General features: G+C 39.3%; 22 protein-coding genes. 18 read left to right on the top strand and 4 right to left on the bottom strand.

The annotated features are described in order from the left end of the window. Position 1 precedes the first annotated feature (1 nt). Together TERMP_RS10460 and TERMP_RS10455 are read left to right on the top strand one after the other, a co-directional pair. Positions 2 to 931 carry an AAA family ATPase gene (locus TERMP_RS10460; protein ID WP_013468383.1) on the top strand — a complete coding sequence of 310 codons (930 nt, stop codon included), beginning with the start codon at positions 2 to 4 and terminating at the stop codon, positions 929 to 931. Then, positions 928 to 2214, top strand: coding sequence for a DUF58 domain-containing protein (locus TERMP_RS10455; RefSeq protein WP_013468382.1), 1287 nt, complete (start codon positions 928 to 930; stop codon positions 2212 to 2214). The genes TERMP_RS10460 and TERMP_RS10455 overlap by 4 nt, the downstream gene beginning before the upstream one ends. Before the next feature lie 223 nt (positions 2215 to 2437). Here the strand turns inward: TERMP_RS10455 and TERMP_RS10450 are convergent, their stop codons facing one another. Next, positions 2438 to 2842 carry a type II toxin-antitoxin system VapC family toxin gene (locus TERMP_RS10450; RefSeq protein ID WP_013468381.1) on the bottom strand — a complete coding sequence of 135 codons (405 nt, stop codon included), beginning with the start codon at positions 2840 to 2842 and terminating at the stop codon, positions 2438 to 2440. Next, positions 2824 to 3024, bottom strand: a complete 201-nt coding sequence (locus tag TERMP_RS10445) for a hypothetical protein (protein WP_237702824.1) — start codon at positions 3022 to 3024, stop codon at positions 2824 to 2826. The genes TERMP_RS10450 and TERMP_RS10445 overlap by 19 nt, the downstream gene beginning before the upstream one ends. Positions 3025 to 3194: 170 nt before the next feature. Between TERMP_RS10445 and TERMP_RS10440 the strand changes: the two genes are divergently transcribed. From TERMP_RS10440 to TERMP_RS10360, 16 genes are all read left to right on the top strand, one after another. Continuing rightward, entirely contained in the window at positions 3195 to 3431 is a 237-nt protein-coding gene (locus TERMP_RS10440) for a hypothetical protein (protein ID WP_237702822.1), read from the top strand. After that, positions 3395 to 3727, top strand: a complete 333-nt coding sequence (locus TERMP_RS10435) for a PIN domain-containing protein (RefSeq protein WP_013468378.1) — start codon at positions 3395 to 3397, stop codon at positions 3725 to 3727. Before TERMP_RS10440 ends, TERMP_RS10435 begins: the two co-directional genes overlap by 37 nt. 176 nt (positions 3728 to 3903) lie before the next feature. Continuing rightward, positions 3904 to 4173: a hypothetical protein gene (locus TERMP_RS10430; protein WP_237702820.1), complete on the top strand. Its 270-nt coding sequence runs from the start codon at positions 3904 to 3906 to the stop codon at positions 4171 to 4173. Further along, a complete protein-coding gene (locus tag TERMP_RS10425) occupies positions 4170 to 4640 on the top strand; it encodes a type II toxin-antitoxin system VapC family toxin (RefSeq protein WP_148221094.1) in 471 nt (156 codons plus the stop codon). Before TERMP_RS10430 ends, TERMP_RS10425 begins: the two co-directional genes overlap by 4 nt. Positions 4641 to 4768: 128 nt before the next feature. Beyond that, positions 4769 to 4846: a hypothetical protein gene (locus TERMP_RS11790; RefSeq protein ID WP_148221132.1), complete on the top strand. Its 78-nt coding sequence runs from the start codon at positions 4769 to 4771 to the stop codon at positions 4844 to 4846. 509 nt (positions 4847 to 5355) lie between these two features. Further along, on the top strand, positions 5356 to 5541 hold the full coding sequence (locus TERMP_RS10415; protein WP_013468373.1) for a hypothetical protein: 186 nt from the start codon (positions 5356 to 5358) through the stop codon (positions 5539 to 5541). Continuing rightward, positions 5522 to 6031, top strand: a complete 510-nt coding sequence (locus tag TERMP_RS10410; protein WP_013468372.1) for a type II toxin-antitoxin system VapC family toxin — start codon at positions 5522 to 5524, stop codon at positions 6029 to 6031. The genes TERMP_RS10415 and TERMP_RS10410 overlap by 20 nt, the downstream gene beginning before the upstream one ends. Positions 6032 to 6063: 32 nt before the next feature. After that, entirely contained in the window at positions 6064 to 6630 is a 567-nt protein-coding gene (locus tag TERMP_RS11335) for a hypothetical protein (RefSeq protein ID WP_013468371.1), read from the top strand. Positions 6631 to 6812: 182 nt separating this feature from the next. Continuing rightward, on the top strand, positions 6813 to 7703 hold the full coding sequence (locus tag TERMP_RS10400; RefSeq protein WP_013468370.1) for a glycosyltransferase family 2 protein: 891 nt from the start codon (positions 6813 to 6815) through the stop codon (positions 7701 to 7703). Positions 7704 to 7706: 3 nt separating this feature from the next. Continuing rightward, positions 7707 to 8855, top strand: coding sequence for a glycosyltransferase family 4 protein (locus TERMP_RS10395; RefSeq protein WP_013468369.1), 1149 nt, complete (start codon positions 7707 to 7709; stop codon positions 8853 to 8855). Next, positions 8855 to 10036, top strand: a complete 1182-nt coding sequence (locus tag TERMP_RS10390) for an alkaline phosphatase family protein (RefSeq protein ID WP_013468368.1) — start codon at positions 8855 to 8857, stop codon at positions 10034 to 10036. The genes TERMP_RS10395 and TERMP_RS10390 overlap by 1 nt, the downstream gene beginning before the upstream one ends. Continuing rightward, positions 10037 to 11107, top strand: a complete 1071-nt coding sequence (locus TERMP_RS10385) for a nucleotidyltransferase domain-containing protein (RefSeq protein ID WP_013468367.1) — start codon at positions 10037 to 10039, stop codon at positions 11105 to 11107. It begins immediately after the preceding gene. 12 nt (positions 11108 to 11119) lie between these two features. After that, on the top strand, positions 11120 to 12322 hold the full coding sequence (locus TERMP_RS10380; RefSeq protein WP_013468366.1) for a glycosyltransferase family 4 protein: 1203 nt from the start codon (positions 11120 to 11122) through the stop codon (positions 12320 to 12322). Further along, on the top strand, positions 12319 to 13890 hold the full coding sequence (locus TERMP_RS10375) for a hypothetical protein (protein WP_013468365.1): 1572 nt from the start codon (positions 12319 to 12321) through the stop codon (positions 13888 to 13890). The genes TERMP_RS10380 and TERMP_RS10375 overlap by 4 nt, the downstream gene beginning before the upstream one ends. 5 nt (positions 13891 to 13895) lie before the next feature. Further along, the gene (locus TERMP_RS10370) at positions 13896 to 15032 is read left to right on the top strand and encodes a glycosyltransferase family 4 protein (protein WP_013468364.1); all 1137 of its coding nucleotides are present in this window, start codon (positions 13896 to 13898) and stop codon (positions 15030 to 15032) included. A 269-nt stretch (positions 15033 to 15301) separates the two neighbouring features. After that, positions 15302 to 16735 carry an alkaline phosphatase family protein gene (locus TERMP_RS10360; protein WP_013468362.1) on the top strand — a complete coding sequence of 478 codons (1434 nt, stop codon included), beginning with the start codon at positions 15302 to 15304 and terminating at the stop codon, positions 16733 to 16735. On the opposite strand, the gene TERMP_RS10355 is transcribed toward TERMP_RS10360, so the two are convergent. After that, positions 16732 to 18261 carry a flippase gene (locus TERMP_RS10355; RefSeq protein WP_013468361.1) on the bottom strand — a complete coding sequence of 510 codons (1530 nt, stop codon included), beginning with the start codon at positions 18259 to 18261 and terminating at the stop codon, positions 16732 to 16734. The two genes, TERMP_RS10360 and TERMP_RS10355, sit on opposite strands and share 4 nt — an antisense overlap. Before the next feature lie 71 nt (positions 18262 to 18332). Continuing rightward, complete coding sequence (locus tag TERMP_RS10350) at positions 18333 to 19391, bottom strand: AAA family ATPase (RefSeq protein ID WP_013468360.1); 1059 nt, start codon at positions 19389 to 19391, stop codon at positions 18333 to 18335. Between the last annotated feature and the right edge of the window lie 66 nt (positions 19392 to 19457).

The raw sequence follows: 19457 nt of genomic DNA, 5'->3' as shown, positions 1-19457 counted from the left end.
AATGAACGGAAAAGAATTCCTTGAAAAGCTCAAAGAAGAAATCCATAATGCCGTTGTCGGTAAAGATGATGTCATAGAGCTCCTATCTGTTGCACTGTTAGCTGAAGGACACGTGATACTTGAAGGAATACCCGGAGTTGCAAAGACAACAATAGCCAAAAGCTTTGCAAACGCTTTGGGGCTGAAGTTCTCAAGGATTCAGCTGACACCTGATTTACTGCCAGCTGATATTCTCGGCACGGTGTATTATGATCAGAGAGACGGGAAGTTCAAAATTAAAAAGGGCCCAATATTTGCCAATATAATCCTTGCGGACGAGATAAACAGGGCTCAGCCGAAGACTCAGTCGGCTCTTTTAGAGGCAATGCAGGAAAAGCAGGTGACGATAGAGGGAAGAACGTTTCCCTTAGAGGATCCTTTTCTTGTGATAGCAACCAAGAATCCATTAGAATTTGAAGGCGTTTATAATCTTCCCGAGGCTCAAATTGACAGATTCATGCTTCACATCAAAGTCGGTTATCCTGATAAGGAAGAAGAGCTTACCCTGCTGATCAGAAAGGACAAGGGGGATTTCAGGGAGGTTAAGCAAATATTCACAAGAGGGCAGATATTGACACTCATAAATCAAGCAAAGAAGGTTAAGACAAGTGAAGATGTTCTTCATTACCTCTATGAGATAATATCGAAGACAAGGAAAGATGAGAGACTATTAATTGGTGCATCTCCGAGGGCTGCCGAGCATTTGCTTTACGCCTCAAAAGCCCTTGCATTTCTGCGGGGAAGAGACTACGTGATACCCGATGATATAAAGGAAGTTGCCGTTAGTGTCTTGGCACACAGGCTTATCGTTAGGGCGGAGTACGAGATCGAGGGGGTAAAGAGCGAGGACATAGTCAGGGAAATCCTTGATAGCGTTGAGGTGCCGGTATGAAGAGGGAAGACGTGCTGTGGACCTTAGCTGGAATAAGCTTTCTTCACGGGTATTTAGCGGGCAATGTATTCAGTGCTATCTTTGGAGTGGGTGTTAGCGGATACATTGTCTATTCCCAGAGAAGGTTCAATCCAAAAATCGAGGTTTCTAAGGTTTTTGAAGAAAGATTGGAAGAGGGGAAGAGAAGCAAAGTGGTTTTAAAGATCAAAAATCTGGGGAGTGCAGTTAAGATCAAAGTAAAAGAGGAGGCACCCAGGGAAATTAAGGTTGAAGCTCCTAGCGAGGTTGTTTTAATGCCAGGCGAAGAGAAGTTCGTTGAGTATTTCATAACTCCAGAGAACAAGGGAGAGTATGAGCTATTAACCAAGATTTATGTGTATGACACGAGCGAACTTTACTTTGATGAGATAATCCTTGGGAAGTATAAAATTGAGGTCTTTCCTTCAGTGGATTCCATAAGAGAGGCAGCCAAAGAAGACTACAGCATCAGACTTGGTGAAGTGTACAAGAAGAGCATCCTTTTAGGTTTAGAGAGCATGGAGCTTTATGGATTGAGGGAGTATCTGCCGGGAGATGACCTGAGGAGGATAGACTGGAAGGCAAGCTCGCGTTTGGGGAAGCTTATAGTCAGGGAGTTCCTGAAGGAGAGGGAAAGCGATGTTTACATTGTGCTTGATGCAACGAGGGAGATGAGGAAGGGAGTAAAAAGGGCAAAGATAGACTACGCCTCAACCTTAGCCCTGCATTTAGCGACACTGTTGTTAAAGAAAAACTACAGCGTTGGAATGATAATTTACTGGGACGAGGGCTTTAAGGCCATCAAGCCGGCAAAAGGGAGGGATCAGCTCGACAAAATAAGAAATGCCATAAGGTTCAAGCCGGAAAGGGGTCTGCTAAGCTTTAAGAGCAGCATATCATTAAAGCTGAGCGAGAGGGGAAGGAGGTTTTTAGGAAAGCTATTTCCCAAGAAAAGGAGAAGCGTTGCGGAGGCTCTGCTGAACATCAAGACCCCTTCATACCTGATACTCATAACGGATTTGATGAGCAACACGTCTCAGCTTTACAGGTTAATGCTCATGATAAGGAAGAAGCACAAAGGTATTATCTTATCCCCAAATCCAATTCTCTTTTATTCAGGTGAGCTTGATGAAGAGACTTTGAAGTTTTTGTATGAGAAGTACTTGGAGAGGGAGAAGACTGTTAGGAAGTTCAACTCAGTTATTCCAACGATAGATTTGGGGCCAAGTGATTATTTGAGGGAAATTGTTAGAGAGCTGAGATGATGTCGGCAAAGCATGATAATTTCTCTATGGTTTATACTATTATCAAAATCCTAAGTAACAAAAATAACAAAAATAATTGCTATTAGAGATACAAAAAATTTAGAAAAGTCACCCTTCTTGGAGTGCACTTTATCTTATTGAAAGTTCTTGGGGACAAAGCCCGACCTCCTCCCCCCTAAAGGGCGAGCTTGTGAAATGAGAAAAGTCATTATCAACAAGGCTTTCATGGGTTTCCCTCATAATTTTTAAACGGATTATAAATTTCCAATCCTTTAATTCCCCAGAAGTCTTTTTCATTTCTCGTAACGAGGATTAAATCATGATAAAGTGCCGTTGCAGCAATTACTGCATCTGGGAGCTTAATTTTATATTTTCGCCTTAGGTCTATTGTCAAGTTTGCAATTTCATCCGTTAGAGGGATAACCCTGGCGAAGCTTATAAACTCTTCCGCTTTTTTAAAGCCTTCGTCAGTATGTCCACGCCACCCCAAGAATTCAATCTTTGTGATTATTGAAACATTAAATGAGGTTTTAAGAATATCCTCCACTTTATTAATCTCCCCTTCTGGGATCGCATCAGCCAAGTAATAGATCAGAATGTTTGTATCGATTAAATATCCCTTTCCCATTCTTCCCTCAGCTCCCTGAGCTCCCTCTCGAAGTCGACCTTTAAATCTTTATATATCCCTCTGAACTCAGATGGATCAAAAAACTTTGCTTTAATCTTCTCCCAGAGATCTATAGGGACTATAACAGCCTTAATCTTTCCATTTTTTCCATATATATATTCGATCTCTTCCACTCCCACCACCAGTGGTTATTGAACCCTCAGGAGATTTAAAACTTTCTCCCAGCATGTTGACTATTCATGGAACTAATCTCAAATGGTGAAAACACTTAAATAAGTGAATACACATAGTCAGCACTGGTGATATCATGCCCAATATAACCTTATCAATCCCCCCTGAGATATACGAAAAGATGAAGAAACACAAAGAGATTAAGTGGAGCGAAGTTGCAAGGAAGGCAATAATAGAGTACTTGGAGAAAGTGGAAAAAGGAGGGCTTGAAATCCCAAGCGAAGAGCTCCTCAAAATGCTTGGAAACGATTTTAGAAAAAGGATTAAGGAAACACCAGTTGAAAAATATGAAGAGTACTACGAAAAATCGAGGGGAGCAGAATGGAAGCGCCTAAAAAGCTTTACGACACGAATGTAATTATAAACGCTGTAAAGTCATCTGAAAGGCTCAAAGGATACACGACAATTCTAAATATTGTGGAGTTTCCCAGAGGTTCAGAACTTGACCTGACAGTTTTAACTCCGTCGTTAGATGATTATCTCCTCGCCATTGAAATTTCGCAGACAATGGTGGAGAGAGGAACTCCTGTTCCAGCAGTTGATGCTGTAATAGCAGCAGTTGCCCTGAACAGAGACCTCACCATCGTAACTCGGGATAAGCACTTTAGTTTTATCCAGAAAGCTTATCCCAGATTAAAAATTGTGGAGGAATGATTTCAATTGTTGAGGCTTTAACTGGCAATGAGGAGTATAAAGGAAAAGGAAGAATGCGGCAATATGGTATGAAATCTTCAAGTGTTATTTACATTCAACATGGCTTTCTTAAGTAATTAAATGTAACAAAAATTTTATAAGAGATTAAATGTAAACTCTCAATTAGGGTAAGGTAAATGGTGGCAACGAAAAAAATGAAAGTCGTGCAAACGGAAATAGATTTGGAAACCTACAATGTCCTGAAGGCGATTGCAATACACCGGGGCGTTTCTCTCAAAGAAGTTATTAGAGAAAGCTTGCGCGATTATGCTGATGCACACAAGAAAGATCTCGTCAAAAATATTTACGACGATCCCATTTGGAAAGGCATAGGACTCCTCCACACTGGAGACCCAGAAGCAAGTGAGAAGGACACTTGGGGCGTGGTTGAGTGGTCAAGCGAATGAATCCCGGACGTGCAGTAAAACCCGAACTCATCTATATGGATACAGGAACATTAATTGCCTTTTTCGATAAGGGAGACAAGAATCATGAGATTGCCGTGAGCTATTTTGAGTCTTCCGTCCTGAAAGGTGCAAAATTCGTAGTTGGACGCCCTGTTCTCGTAGAATTCCTCAACGGTGCTTCAAAGGTAAACGGAAAACGCGTCGCAATACAACTTAAAAACCTGATTTGCTCAAGCAAATACATACTCATCGAAGATGAGACTGAAGAAGACTGGGAAAAGGCATGGAGACTCTTCGAAAAATTCAAAGATCAAGATGGCATGGATCTGGTGGACTGCCTGAGCTTCGCAATCATGGAACGCCTCGAAATCACCAAAGCCTTTACCTTCGACAGTGACTTTGCAACTTACGGCTTTACAGTAGTTCCCAGGCCTCCAAAACCAAAGAAGAAGCAAAAGAGAGAGTGACTTTCTTCTTTTAAAACTTCTCCTTGCGGAGCACTTAAATGGAAGGGTGAGAAGTACCTATCCCCGCCCTAAGGGGAGCTTAGGAAAAGAAAAATGTCAAAAGCTTTGAGGCTGTCTATGAAGATGGCGTGTTAAAGCTTACAAAGCCAATAAAAATTGATGAGCTTAAGCTCGAAGCCAGAGAAGATTTGGACAAAACAATTTAATTAAAAGCTTTAAGCCTTAGAAAAACTTTTTAGAGAATAACAAAAATTGATAATGGGGAAAGAAGTGGGAAAAGTAGTAATCAAAATTAATGTTCCAGATGGGATGGAAGAATTTGTAAAGCGGGAGATAGAGAATTTGTCAGGACCTTAGTCGGAAAAGAAGACTTAGAGGAATTCATCAAAGGCTTTAGATCCCTAAAAGGCATACTAAAAACTAAAAAAATCTGCAAAAGACCTTAAGGCTAAAATTTTTGAGAGCGGGTACGACAAAAACTATAATGAGGAATGCTGATAAACCTGTTGAGGTGGCATAAAAATGGGAGAAATAACGATTGTCGTTCCTGAAGGCCTTGAAGAGGAGGCAAAGAAATGATCAATGAGCTGAAAAAGAAGAAATACATTCTAGAGAGAACTTTTGGATTAGCTAAAACCAAAAAGTCCGCAAAAGAGCTGAGGGCTGAGATTTATGATGATATTATTTAACCGACCGATAAGGGAGGGGACATGGTATGGGGGAAGTTGTTATTACATTTAGGATCCCAAAAGAAGTTGAAGTGAAGATTAAAGAGGAAATTGAGAGGTTAAAAGCCCGAGCAAATGTTGATGAAGCTTTAAAAAAGGCGAGAGGTTCTTTAAAGACCGCAAAAAGCTGGGAAGAACTGGAGGCAGAACTCTATGACGAGCTTGTTCCTTGACAGCAATGTTATAATTGAATTTGCAAAGGATAATCCAAGAGCAGTTGAGTTGCTGGAACACATCTTTAAGCACAGCTTTACTGCGTTCGTAAATGGGATTGTGTACAGTGAAGTATTCTTCATCTTTATAAAAGCAAAAACTGGAAAATCCTACTGGGAACTAAAAAAGAACAAATCGCTGGTTAAAGAAACAGCGGAGGAATTTCTAAAATCCCTCTTTCCAATGTTAAGCATTCCAAACTTTTTGGAAGTAACTTCTGAAATAATACTTCTTTCAATCGAGGTATCCAGAAAGTATGGTTTGCTTCCAAATGATGCTTTGATTTTAGCGACCTGCAAGTTCTACGGGATTAAATACTTGGTTTCGCTTGACGATGACTTTAAAGAGGCATGCAAAAAAGAGGGGATAGTGCTAATTGACAGCGTTGAAAAGCTGAAAGAGGAGCTTACAGAAAGAGGTATTCCGGCAAAGGGAGATAAGAAGACATAAGTCATCCCGCATAATCTAAAGGGGTTAAAACAATGATATGGCTGATAGCTTCACTCATAGCTGGAATAGCGTTCAGAGCATGGGCTGTGATATTATTGGTTGTGGCGTATTTAGCTTCAAGAAAGAGCAGAGACTCAGCCCTGCTGATATATTTCTTCTATGGGATTTTATTGGTTAGTGAGGTTCATGTTGGAGATTTTATCTCGTATGAATCTCTAAAAGCTCTGGCAATCATTGTTCCATCGATAGCCATTCTTAGAGAAATTTTAAGTGGGACTGAGCTCAAGGTGAAGTTCACACCGCTCCAGCTGATCGGAATTTTTGTTTTAGCTGCCGGACTGCTGTATGGTTATCTTTTACCTTGGGGAACAGCCCTGCTGATTGCCGGGGAAGAGGGACTGAGCTTCAGGGCTTTGAGAGATGTTGCCGCTGGTGTGCTGGTGCTGTTCTCGATGCTGTGGATTGTGAAAGCAAAGTATCCATATCTGTACACCCCAGAGAATCAAGTTGCCATAGCCGCTGGGTTTATAATACTGCTGATTCTGAAAGAAATTAGGAATTTGAAAAAAGTTGAGTTTAAATTGAGAATGAAAAGCTGAAAAACAGTTTACTTCACCATTTAACTATTCCAAAAAAAGTTTATTAATTAACTTGTGCTCAACAATGTAATAGACATAACTTATAGTAGAAATGCACAGAGTGAGATGGCTTTATAATAATAAAATCACCAAGAGGAAAGTAAAATCATGGCTTTCAGCAAACCTTAAACGGGGGAGTGAACATGTCGAATGACGGTTCCAGGGTTTTGATAGTGATTCCAGCATATAATGAAGAATTAACGATCGGCTCAGTTGTGGCTTTAGCTAAGAAGTATGGGGATGTTCTTGTTGTTGACGATGGCTCTAAGGATAGAACCTCTGAAATAGCTCGAGAAGTTGGAGCCGTTGTTCTTAAGCATAAAACCAATAGGGGAAAAGGACAGGCATTGAAGACGGGTTTTGAGCATGCTTTAGCTAATGATTATGATGCCGTTGTTTGTTTGGATGCAGATGGACAGCACAATCCGGAAGAGATCCCTCTTTTGTTAAAGCCGATTATTGAGGGTGAGGCAGATTTAGTTATTGGATCGAGGTATTTGAATAATGCACATAAGAACATCCCCTTCTACAGGAGGCTTGGACTATGGGTGCTGAACAAGACAACAGTTCTTGCATCAGGAGTTAAGATCACAGATTCACAGAGCGGCTTCAGGGCTTTAAGCAGAAAAGCCTTGAAGAGCTTGGAGCTGAATGCCGATGGATATCACGTCGAGAGCGAGATGATACATGAGTTAGCCGAGAAGGGCTTGAAGATAGTTGAGGTTCCGATAAACGTCAGGTACGACGTTCCTAAAAAGCACAAGAAGAATCCAGTTTCGCATGGAGTTGGGGTCTTAGCTAAGGTTGTGGGGCTGATTGGGTATAAGAGGCCTCTATTATTGTTCAGCATTTTGAGTTTAATCAGCTTTGCAGTTGCTGGGGTATTTGCATACTGGGCATTGAAGCCATACTGGAGCGGGGGAGATGTGTTTTTAACTCAGGCTATAGCTGCGGGGATTTTTACTCTAATTGGAATTCAGCTGTTCATTGCGGGATTGACGCTGAACGTCTTAGCGAGGATGGTGAGGGAGTAAGAGATGAGGATACTACAATTTGTTCCATACTTTCTCCCGTATCCCGGAGGACAAGAAAGATACGTGTATAATCTAAGTAAATACTTAGTTAAAATGGGACATGAAGTTCGTGTTATAACGTCAAATTTTCCAAAATCCAAGAAATTTGAAGAAATTGATGGAATAACCGTTGAAAGATATAATCTAATCACAAGACCTTTAAGAAATCCAATTGTTCCAAAGTTCCTGCAAGTTCCTAAACGATTTAAGGAATTTGATATAGTTCACATTCACAATGAACATGCTTTTTCTTCAATGGTTGCAGCTTATGCCAAGAAAAAGGAAGATTTCCCGTTGGTTCTTACGAATCATGGACAACTAAAGTTTGGAAATTATATAGCTGATACAATAGAAAAGACTTATATGAAAACTTTTGGGAAGAAAATACTGGAGCTAAGTGATATAATAGTAGTAAATTCAGAGTCTGATAAAGAGTTTTTGTCTACTATCGCTCCAAAAATTTCCAATAAAACTTACATTCTCCACAATGCCATAGATCCAGAAGTTCTTACGAAATTAGCAAAAGAAGCAGATGGTAACGAGTGGACTATGGATGCAGACATCAAAATACTATATGTGGGACGGTTAATAAGGAGGAAGGGTGTAGAATGGCTAATTAAGGCTATAAAAATTATAAAAAATTCAACTAGCAAGAAAATAAAGTGCATATTAGTTGGAGAAGGTGAGGATAGAAATTATTTTGAAATGCTTGTACGAGAGTATAATCTTTCAGATTCGGTGGTGTTTGCAGGGAGGATTAGTGATAAAAAGCTAGCATGGCTTTATGAGAACTCGGATATTTTTGTTTTGCCCTCTCTATCGGAGGGATTACCCACTACAATTCTCGAAGCAATGTATTTCAGCTTACCTGTTGTCGCTACTGATATTCCGGGTAACAGAGATCATTTCAAAGATGTCGCAATCTTAGTTCCTCCAAAAGACGAAAAAGCTTTAGCCAACTCATTATTAATGTTACTTGAAAATGAAAATTTAGCAAAACAACTTTCAAAAGCTGGAAAAAAGCTTGTTGAAGAGAAATACACTTGGGACAGAGTTGCAAGAGAATATGAAAAGTTATACAAAAACATAATCGACCAAAGGAGGCTTGTCTAGTGAAGATTTTAGGAATATTCATAGATGCCTTAAACCCTGGGTTTATAAATGAAACGGACACTCCCTTTTTGTATAGATTGTCAAATAGAGGAGAGAATATAGTGTCATTGGAATCTGTATTGGGTTTCTCAACTACCATTGGTGCTACAATTTTCACCGGAACATATCCAGACAGGCATGGAATATGGATTGAATACTACTATAATCCGAATTATTCGCCATATTCGAAAATTCCTCTTATCAAATTATCAAAGCCTATTGATTATATTCCGATCCAAATTATACGCAGTGGAATAAACTTTTTGCTCTCAAAATATGTTTATCCTTATTATGCAAAAAAACTGGGTTATTCTGAGTTGGCACCATACAACATTCCTTATAAGATTATTACATACTTTGATGTAGTAACTTTCAAGCATTATACCGAACCTAAAGCTTTTCCAGTGCCTTCTCTTGTTGATGTCTTAATTGAAAATGGGGTATCATTCTATTACTCTACCCATATTAGTGAAGCAACACTTAAAAATGCATTATCTTCTGATGTTAGTATCTTCTATTTCAGCAAAGCGGATTTAGTTGGACATATATTTGGGGTTGGCTCAAAACAACATAGGAATACACTTAGAGAGATAGACCGAAAAGTTGAACATTTAGTCAATACCTATAGAAGGAAATTTGGAAATAATTTCGAAGTGCTTGTTTTTTCAGATCATGGTATGGCAAACGTAAATAAGAAAATTAGCACTATATCATGGGTAAAAGACAAGGAATTAGGCAAGAAGTATCTCATAGCAATAGAAAGTACTATGATGAGATTTTGGTATTTTGATGAGAGATACAAAGAAAAGATTAGAGAAAAACTCAACAGCTTGGGTTATGGCCACTTATTATCCACTAAAGAGAAAAAACAACTTAGGATACACTTTTCTGATAACAAATATGGTGAAGACATATTTTTGGTTGATCAAGGATATGTCTTATACCCAAGCTTTAAATCATGGAGCATACCTAAAGCTATGCACGGATATCACCCAGCTCTTAAAGAACAGCAGGCAGTATTAATTTCCCCTACTATTTCGGGAATAACTGAAGCAAGCGTTGTCGATATTATGCCTACAATATTGAAACTTTTAGATCTGGAAATTCCAAAAACAGTAGAAGGGCAACCACTGGTGGGGTAGATGAAGCCAATTATTACAGATTCAGCAAAAGAAATTATCTGCAATGAACTAAAATTGCCTTTTGTACATTCGGTGATTTTAATCGGTAGCAGAGCTCGGGGGGATGGTACTGCTGAAAGTGACTATGACCTATACATAGTTGTTCCTATTATACTTCTGCCGTTGCTCTTTCCAATAATAAAAAGAAAAGAAAAAATCTTAAAAGAAAAACTTAAAGCCGATGTGTCAATCTCGCCTTTGACATATAGCAGGATGAAAAGAGGAAAAGATACTCTCCTGTTCCATATAAAAAAAGAAGGAATAATTCTGTGTGGAGACGATATTAGAAAGAGGATAACAATAGACTCCCCCAGAGAGCTTCCTAATTCCGAGTTATACCAATATTTCTTTGATGCAGTTTTCTACTTTGTAAACTCGCTTGTGATAAATCATGAAAGCTACGATCACAGAACGGTGAACCGAAAAATAGCTAAAGCAATACTGTATTGTGCAGACTTAAAGCTTATAAAAAAGGGTATTTATGCCGGATCTTGGAAAATAGTCTCGGAATTATCTTCAGATAAAAGAGTCAAAAATGCATATAAAATCATTGTTAGGGCCTCCTTGGGGCACCCACTGCATTTTGATCCTTCACTGATAAGGAATGGGAGAGATATACTCTTAGAGATCTTTCTTGAACTAACTAAAACAGACTATTCTACGAAAGATCGAACTATAGATGGGATAATAGAAGAGTTTGAATCAAAATATCTTTTTCAGAGAATAGGAGTAATAAAGAGGATTCAAATTGCATTGTTCCTTTTGTTAATGCTGAGGAATTCTGTTTCAAGAAGAGTCTTAAAGATGACACTATTCGGAAAACCTCTTGATAGGTATCTTCACGTTATTCTACTTTATATGGTTCTGGTACTCGATCCTGAGCAAACCACATTTGCATATAAAAAATTAAAGGGAATTCTTGAGGAATTTGGAATAAATACCAAAGAGGTATCGCCCATTAAAATATGGAAACTCGCAAGAGAATTTGTGCAACAATACTGGAAAATTGCATGTGGAAAAATAGTAATATAGGAGGGAGTACATATGAAGATATTACAAATTTGTGACCATTTCAAACCTGCAATAGATGGTGTAGCAAATTATGTGTATAATCTATCCAATTACCTATCTAAGAGACACCAGATTACTGTATTGACATCGGACGTTATTGAATTTCAAGGTATTTTTAGGGCAAGAAAAATAAATATAGACCACGAGAAGTATAATCCCAACGTTGAGATCACTAGAATCCCAGCCAAGCCCCCATACTTTCCATATGCCCGAGGATATTACATGCTTAGTTATATAGCTGGGGTATTAAAAGAGATGGTTGGAAATGTTGACGTTGTTCATACGCACTCATACATGCTTGTACATACAGATTTTGTAACGTTTCTGGTAAAGGTACTTAGTAAGCACAAAAAGCCTCTCATACTAACTGTTCATGGTTATGGACGTAGAAGTAACAGATGGCTAAATCTGTTGTCAGAGTTTTATAACAAAAGTATAGGAAAGTGGGTTTTATCAAAGATCGACAAAATTATTGTTCTTGACCCAAGGGCTAAAAGATATTTCATTAAAATTGGGGTGTCCCCAGAGAAAATAGTTGTCATTCCGAATGGAATCGATTATGAGAGCCTTCAAAGCTTTAAGGAGAATGTGGAGAAGTACAAAACACACAAGGGAAATGTAAAAACTATCCTATATGTTGGGAGGCTCCAAAAGGAAAAAGGAGTAAAAGAGTTAATACTTGCGTTTAACGAGCTCTTAAAAAAAGAAAAATTTAACTTAAATTTGTTAATTGTAGGTGATGGGCCACAAAGACAAGAGCTTGAAAACTTAGTAAGAAAGTTAGGCATTGAGGACAAAGTTATGTTTACTGGATATCTCACTGGCAAACCCCTACTACAGGCATATTATTCCGCAGATGTATTCATATTACCATCCAAATTTGAGGGGGTGCCAACGGCTATCCTTGAAGCAATGGCAACAGGCCTTCCAATTATCGCTACTAAAGTAGGTGGCATACCCTGGATAGTAAAAGAGGAAAGAAATGGATACCTCGTAGATACATCACAAGTCCCATCAAACCTTATTAATACTATTATCATTCTTATCTCGAATCAAAAACAAATATTGAAGATATCAACTATAAACAAAAAAGATTCACAAAAATATGATTGGAAAAACATAGCCAAAAATGTAGAGAAAACATACATAAAGGTAATGTTTGGTGAGAAGCTATGAGGCAGTTATTAAAAACACTGATAACAATATTAGTTTTCGTTCTTACATTGGCGTTGCCAATATTTTATTATACACTTGGAATAACTGGTGCCTTTAATTTCAGGGTTACCAGTGCAATTTATCAATTTCTAAATTCTTCTTATGTAAATATACGGGATCCTTCTGTAGGGGATGGATATCCATTTTACGTCCCTGCCGTAATTTTTAGCAATATAATTCTATCAAAAATCACAACAATTTCACCAAAAGACTTCCAATTTCTCCCAATTCTTTCACTCCCATATTTATTCTCCCTGGGAGTATTGTACAATAAAATGTCTAAGTCAAATGATTATATGTATCTTTCATTTGCCGTGTACATAACAATATGGGGAAGCTTAGGATTAGCAGGGAAAGCTGCATATTCCCCCATGTTCCCACATAGTTGGGGTAGTACGCTATACCCTTTAATAGTTGTCTTAATAGCCAATATATCCGAAATGGGTTCTATTAGAAGAACCTTGATACTATTGATCCTAGTTTCTGCCAACCACCTTTACTCTTACACATCCGAAGGATGGAGTTTATTCTTTATATACTCTGTTATGGTTAGTTCTGTATTAATTTACAGGAGTAGTAAGCCTAAAAGTGAAGAAAAAGGAAAAATACACAGATTATGGTATACATTGCTATTTATATCCATTTTGTTTTCATTTAATAGAATGCTTTTTCACCATTTCCTGAAAGATTACCAAATAGATATATCATATCTGTATTCAAACTCATTGGGGTTCTTTAGAAGATTCTTTATAAAATCACCTACATCTCCCCATACATATGTGTCAGATCCAACATCTACTATAATACATCTAATGTACTTTCTCGCTGTTGTATTTATCTTAGTTTATGGAATAACATCTCGTGTGGTTTGCTTACTAAAAAATAATAATATAAATAATGATATGGAGCACAATATAATAGTGCTTTCGTTTTGGGGAGTGTTTATTGGAGAATTTTTAACTTATGGGATTGCTGGGATAATCCTTTATAGATATATTGCATTGTGGGGTGCAATATTTGTTGTAATATTCTTGAAAGAACTTAAAGATTCCACAAGCGCCCTTTTTATTAAAAGAGTGGTAAACATGTTATTAATCTTCTTACTTATAATATCCACACTTGGAGTTGTCACCACTTATGAATATAAAACTATCAATATCTCTCCAAGCAGATATGAATATATCACTAGAAGTTTCATGTGGTTGTATCACAGTACAGACAATACCATTACAATTTTAGGAGATTTGATAACTGTGGATAAGTACTATTTGGAAGCGAGAGCTAGACAACTTCCCCTAAAGATTCAAAGAAGGTATGTAGATGAAAAAACATACAGTGCTTTATCCGGACTTTCTGAATATTGTAAAGAAAGTCATAGTAATTATATACTACTAAACTTAAGACTTAATGTTGTGGAAACACCTGGTTGGAAATTCTTTAAACCGTACACTTACTATCTAGACCCCATATACACAAACAGATGTTTTGATATAATATATACTGACAATGCAGTAATCATTGGCAGGTGAGGCTAATGAAAGTTTTGCTAATAGTTAGAAATGTTTTACATCCACATGATGGGCCATCCTCTGCATCATATAACACCATAAAAGGCCTTAAGACGTTCCAAAAGGTTTTAGAAAAGAATGAAATTAGTATAGACATACTGTCATTGGACACTACCGACAATAGAAGTGTAGATGTTAGTGAGTTAGAGTCCCCAAATCTTAATATTATTAATGTCAAGTCCATTCCGCTAGAAGCAGTATTTGGAGAAATTTATTGTGTGAAGATGTATTCAAATAAGTTACATAACACACACAACTTGGTACACTCCCACGTGCCATTTGGGGCATTTTTTGGAATTTTTAATAGACTTCCCACATTGCTTACTGTTCATGGAATGGTCTGGAAGGAAAGAAAGCATATCACGAATAAGTATGCAAAAGTAGCTTATGGTTATGGGAATACTTTTAGAATCAGAAAGTATGCAGATAAAGTATCCAAACTCATAGCCCTATCTCCCTACGCTAAAGAGGAATTTATATCTCTTGGGGTAGATCCTGACAAAATCGCTATAATTGAGAATCCAATATCCGAAGAATTTTTTAAAGTGAAAAAAAATGAAGAAAATATAATTCTTTATCCAGCAAATATAATACCATTAAAGAACCAGTTAGGGTTCTTAAGAGCTGTGAAACTAGTGGAAAATGAAGTTAGAGACTTTAAGATCATATTTGCTGGCTCTGGAGACTCTAACTACATTCGGATACTAAAAGACTTTGTAAGAAGAAATGAGATAAGAAACGTTAAATTCTTAGGGAGAGTGAGATACAAACAAATGTTAACCCTTTATTCGAATGCATCTATCACTGTCCTCCTTTCGTTTCAAGAAACCTTACCAATGGTAATTTTAGAAGCTATGGCTACAGGAACCCCAACTCTCGTTTCAAAAATTCTTCCAAATAGATATATAGTAACACCTAACAAGACTGGGGTCTTAGCAGATCCAAATAACCCAGAAAATATTGCTGAAAAACTTAGAATATTAATAGATGATAAAAAACTAAGACAAAAATTGGGAAAAAATGCCAAAAAAGAAGCAGAGAAAAGATGGAAAAGTAAAGTAATTGCAAGAAAGCTGCTGGATCTATATCTAACCTTTACATAGAGCATAAGATTGCATTAGTGTTCCTCTTAAGACTATTCAGTAACACCACTAGACGACTGGTTAACCCCAGAATTTCTGAACTATTTTCCAAACTGTCATGGAGCTGATTCCAAGCATCCCCAACTTGCCGTAGCTGAGGCCTTTCAAGTACAGTTCTATCTTGCCCCAATTTCTCTTTTCTGGCGAGATTTTTGTTTTTACGAAAAGGATATAAAGCCAAATGCCAAGGTAGTATGTGAGCAATAACTAATGACTATGGGGGGTATCCTGTGAGGAACAAAAAGTATAGAATCGCCATTATTGGTCTCGATGGAGCAAATAAAACGACTTCAAAGTTGATTGGCATAAAGTCTCAACTTCATGACTTCGTCTCAACAATCCCCCCATATACACCACCCGCTTGGACATCCATAGTTACAGGAGTAAATCCTGCAAAACATGGGATTATAGATTTCTTAAAGATAGACCCTCGGAATTTTAAGTCCAAACTTACAACTTCGTATGATGTACGGTATCCTAGGATATCAGAGTTCCTAGATGTGTATGGATTGAGAAGTATTCTCATTAATTTGCCCATGAGTTATCCCTTTGATGGATTCAGATTCAGGGACAACACAATAATAGTTTCGGATTGGGCAGCTCCTCGCCAAGAAATCTATCCCAAAAAAATCAAGGAAAAATATAATGAATATTTAATTGATCCCCCTCATTCTTGGGAAAAACACAAAAATAACTCACGTGAATATGCAAAACTTGTAGAAGAATTCACTAATACTAGACTCACATTGTACTACGAGTTATTGGAAAAACATAGTTGGGATTTGTATTTTCTCGTGTTTAGTGAGACTGATTGGTTTTCCCATATTTTTCCACAGATCCTAGAAGGAAAAGACACGCATCTTGTAAGTCCCGTTTTCAGGAAAATAAAGAAATTCATTCATGATGCAAGGGATATTGCAGATATTACTTTTATTGTTAGTGATCATGGATTTGAGATTAAACGCAAAATCTTCTACGTGAATCAAGCACTAGCTCGCTCAGGCTTTATAGAATATAATGAGTTTAAAGCATCGTTAATCAGACTCGGCAGAAGGATGCTCCCCCCTAAAATAGCGAAAATACTCATGAAAAAAGGAATAACCCAAATGTCACATGCCTCGAATTCTCAGAGAAGAAAGGCCTTTTTTGCATCACATAATACTTGGGGAGTATATACTACTGAAAACTCAATCAAGGAGCAAGTAAAAAGAGCATTAAACTCTTTTCCAGAAATCTCTAAGGTAGTGTCCACCGAAGAGATATACACTGGACCATATCTCCACCTACTACCAGACTTGTTTATAATCCCTAAAAAGGGGGTTGAACTTTCAGCAGAGCTTAAAAGAAGACTAGTGGAACCGATTTACAAAGGAGATCACGAAATCCATGGAGTTTTCTCCACATATGGGGAACACATAAAAGATAGCATAAAATTTGAGAGACTCCCTCGCGTTTATGATATTGTCCCAACAATCCTCCACATCTTTGGTTTACCAATCCCTAATGACATGGACGGAAGAGTTTTAATGGAAATCTTTGAAGAAGACTCAGAGTTTGCTAAGAGAAAGCCAAAATACGTTGATCCAAGCTACTACGAGAAGAACCAAGAGGATGAAAAGCTCAAAAAAGCAATCAAAAACCTAAAACTAAAAGGCAAGCTCTAAACAAACCTCCTCAAAACCCTTTTTATTATCCCTAAATCGACTCCCAGCCTCTTCTCCACCGCCAGCAGTAGCTCAACGTCCTCTTTATCAATGCTCCTGCTCAGGAGCACGAGGAGGGTATACACCCCAAGGAAGGCAACCAGAATGGGAACCGCGTACCATATGCTCGGCACTTTTAAATTAAGCCCCTTGATAATCCCAAGCAGTATAAAACTAATAGCCAGAGGCTTTACATAGTTCCAGCTGAAGGGGTGGATTTTAGTTTTCTGATAAAGTCGTGAAGAAACTAAGATATTTCCCGTACTATACGAAATTACTGTTGCAACAGCTGCGCCTTCAAAGCCATAAACCGGGATTAATAATGTATTTAGTAAGAGATTAAACATTGCAGAGATGAGATTAAATAACATGATGAACTTGCTCTCTCCAATCACAACTAAGCTCAGCCCGTTTAATCCCAAAAACGTGTGGAACATGAAGCCAAGAGCCAGAATCTGAAGTGCTGAAGCTGCTGGGACGTACTTTGACCCAAAGAAGAACCCTATAGTGGCCTCCGGGAAGAGGAACATGACGCTGAATATCGGGAGCGTCAGCATGAACACCCACTTCGTCAGTATCTGGTAGGTTCTCCCCATCTCTTCAACTTTTCCCTGGGCGTAGAGCCCGGCGGCTATCGGGGCGTATAAAAACCCTGCAGAGTTCAGAAAGATTGGGATAAGTCTGGCGATGGGTGCCGCACTGTTGTAAAGGCCAACGACCTCCGAGCCCTTGTAGTAGCCGAGCATCAGCGTGTCTGTCCAGTTCATTATAAATGCGAGAATCCCCGAAAACAAGAGGGGGAGCGAGAAGACCACCAGCTCCCTCCCAATTCTTAGGTCAAAGGAAGCCCTGAGCGTGAAGAGCCTGCTTTTTCTCACGTCTGCGCCCAGCGCAGTAAGCGTAACAGCCTGGGCGGCAACGTAGGCAAAAAACACGTACCCAAAAGGGAGTCCCATGGCAACTCCAGCCGCAACCAGAACCAAAAACACCGTCGAGTAAACCATGTTCTGAAAATACACCTGCTCCCTCACCCTGCCGAAGCCCCTTGAGGCCGAGATGATGACCGCCGTTAGTGCTGAGAAGGGGAGGGCCAGGACTATGACCCTGAGCGCGCTGACCAGGCGCTCCTCGCGGAAGATCAAAGATATGTCCCCGGCTAGGAAGAAGATCAGGAGGGCCGTTGTCACCGCACTCACCGCTGTTATGGCGATGGCCGTTGAAATCAACCTACCAACCTTCCCGGGCTCCTTCTCCCTGTAGAACGCGACCTCCCTGGGCAGAGCATTTTGAAAGCCGAGCGTGGCTATAACGAGCCCTATGCTCAAAACAGTTAAGGCTAAATTAAACACCCCATATTCGGCCTTCGAGAACTCCCTCGCTATTATTGCTCTACTCAAAAACCCGAAGAACATCGAAATAACCGTCCCAGCAAAGATGATCCCGGTGCCCCTTGCGATTTTATGCAGTGCCTGGCTTGCTTCACTCATGGGTTTCACCTTTGTCAGCGTATGATACCACCTTTATAAGCCATTTAACATATATCATGCCATTTCAGATTTCAGCGCGCATGCCTGAGTGCCCTCTCAATTACCGGGTCGGTGATGCGGTACTCATCCCCATGTTTCTCGAGGTAACCGTACTTAATGAGATTTCGAAGGGCAGTATTCAATGATCCATCGTTTATTCTCTTCCCTTCAGCCCTCTCAAGGTACGCTTTTAGGGATGACCACGCGTTATAGCCCTCCGAAACAGCCATCATTATGGTGAGGTACCTTCGTGAATACCTTGAAAGCTCGTCTATTATATCGCTTTTTGCCCGCTGGAACACCTCGTCTATGGCAGTGCCGTGACTCCTCCCGCGGTAGCGCAGCCAACCGTACTCCCTGAGCCATCCGACAATCCCATCCAGTACTTCAACGGCGTCCCTTATCTCTTCATCCGGCACATCCATGCCCGTCTCATGGAATCCCTTCATCAGGTACTGCATACTCTCACCCCTGCTGAAGCGGTCTAAGTGCACTATCTCGTGCTCCCTTTTGTAGAGCGGGGAGTACCTGTCGTTGAAGCCCAGGAACTCTTCGAGAACCCCTATTTCCGAACCCGTGAGGATCAGGGTGATATTCTCATAACTATCATTCAGGGATGCAAACAGAGCAGTGTAGTCATAGTTAGAGTAGCGAAGGTACTGAGCTTCATCGAAAATTATTACCGCCCTCTCCCCGCTGTTCTCAATATCATCAAGAACATCTATAAGGTCTGTGTTTTTGTCCTTAAACTCTACACCAGAGCCCGCAATCGTCACACTTTTCAAAGACTTCAGGAGTCTCATGACGGGTGCGTAGCTTTTCCTAGCGTTAAGGGATTTTAGTATCTCCTTTTTTATAACATTGGGGGAGATGTTTGCATGGGTGCTCCAGAGCTTTCTCGCATCTATATACACTCCGGGCGTGTCTATCTCATTAAGCAGGACTTTTACAAGCGTTGTTTTACCCACGCGACGGATGCCCGTGACCACTATAAGCGGCACCCCATCTTTTATGGCCGAGACGATTTTGTCAAACTCATATTCACGGTCAAACATCTCATTCCTCGACTTCTTTATGCGACTGAACAACATTGTGGGGTCACCCCATGTTACATTGGGAGTCATCACATATTTAAACATTGATGTTCGGAGATTTTT

This window comes from Thermococcus barophilus MP (genome assembly GCF_000151105.2).
GTDB lineage: Archaea > Methanobacteriota_B > Thermococci > Thermococcales > Thermococcaceae > Thermococcus_B > Thermococcus_B barophilus.
This window is presented reverse-complemented; position numbering and strand designations above follow the sequence as displayed.

Bases quoted from the DNA above. Each gene is read 5' to 3' on its own strand.
- TERMP_RS10450 (WP_013468381.1), bottom strand. From the start codon at position 2,842: ATGGGAAAGGGATATTTAATCGATACAAACATTCTGATCTATTACTTG.
- TERMP_RS10380 (WP_013468366.1), top strand. From the start codon at position 11,120: ATGAAGATATTACAAATTTGTGACCATTTCAAACCTGCAATAGATGGT.
- TERMP_RS10370 (WP_013468364.1), top strand. From the start codon at position 13,896: ATGAAAGTTTTGCTAATAGTTAGAAATGTTTTACATCCACATGATGGG.
- TERMP_RS10410 (WP_013468372.1), top strand. From the start codon at position 5,522: ATGACGAGCTTGTTCCTTGACAGCAATGTTATAATTGAATTTGCAAAG.
- TERMP_RS11335 (WP_013468371.1), top strand. From the start codon at position 6,064: ATGATATGGCTGATAGCTTCACTCATAGCTGGAATAGCGTTCAGAGCA.
- TERMP_RS10375 (WP_013468365.1), top strand. From the start codon at position 12,319: ATGAGGCAGTTATTAAAAACACTGATAACAATATTAGTTTTCGTTCTT.
- TERMP_RS10425 (WP_148221094.1), top strand. From the start codon at position 4,170: ATGAATCCCGGACGTGCAGTAAAACCCGAACTCATCTATATGGATACA.
- TERMP_RS10435 (WP_013468378.1), top strand. From the start codon at position 3,395: ATGGAAGCGCCTAAAAAGCTTTACGACACGAATGTAATTATAAACGCT.
- TERMP_RS10395 (WP_013468369.1), top strand. From the start codon at position 7,707: ATGAGGATACTACAATTTGTTCCATACTTTCTCCCGTATCCCGGAGGA.
- TERMP_RS10400 (WP_013468370.1), top strand. From the start codon at position 6,813: ATGTCGAATGACGGTTCCAGGGTTTTGATAGTGATTCCAGCATATAAT.
- TERMP_RS10385 (WP_013468367.1), top strand. From the start codon at position 10,037: ATGAAGCCAATTATTACAGATTCAGCAAAAGAAATTATCTGCAATGAA.
- TERMP_RS10460 (WP_013468383.1), top strand. From the start codon at position 2: ATGAACGGAAAAGAATTCCTTGAAAAGCTCAAAGAAGAAATCCATAAT.
- TERMP_RS10415 (WP_013468373.1), top strand. From the start codon at position 5,356: ATGGGGGAAGTTGTTATTACATTTAGGATCCCAAAAGAAGTTGAAGTG.
- TERMP_RS10350 (WP_013468360.1), bottom strand. From the start codon at position 19,391: ATGTTGTTCAGTCGCATAAAGAAGTCGAGGAATGAGATGTTTGACCGT.
- TERMP_RS10440 (WP_237702822.1), top strand. From the start codon at position 3,195: ATGAAGAAACACAAAGAGATTAAGTGGAGCGAAGTTGCAAGGAAGGCA.
- TERMP_RS10355 (WP_013468361.1), bottom strand. From the start codon at position 18,261: ATGAGTGAAGCAAGCCAGGCACTGCATAAAATCGCAAGGGGCACCGGG.
- TERMP_RS10430 (WP_237702820.1), top strand. From the start codon at position 3,904: ATGGTGGCAACGAAAAAAATGAAAGTCGTGCAAACGGAAATAGATTTG.
- TERMP_RS10455 (WP_013468382.1), top strand. From the start codon at position 928: ATGAAGAGGGAAGACGTGCTGTGGACCTTAGCTGGAATAAGCTTTCTT.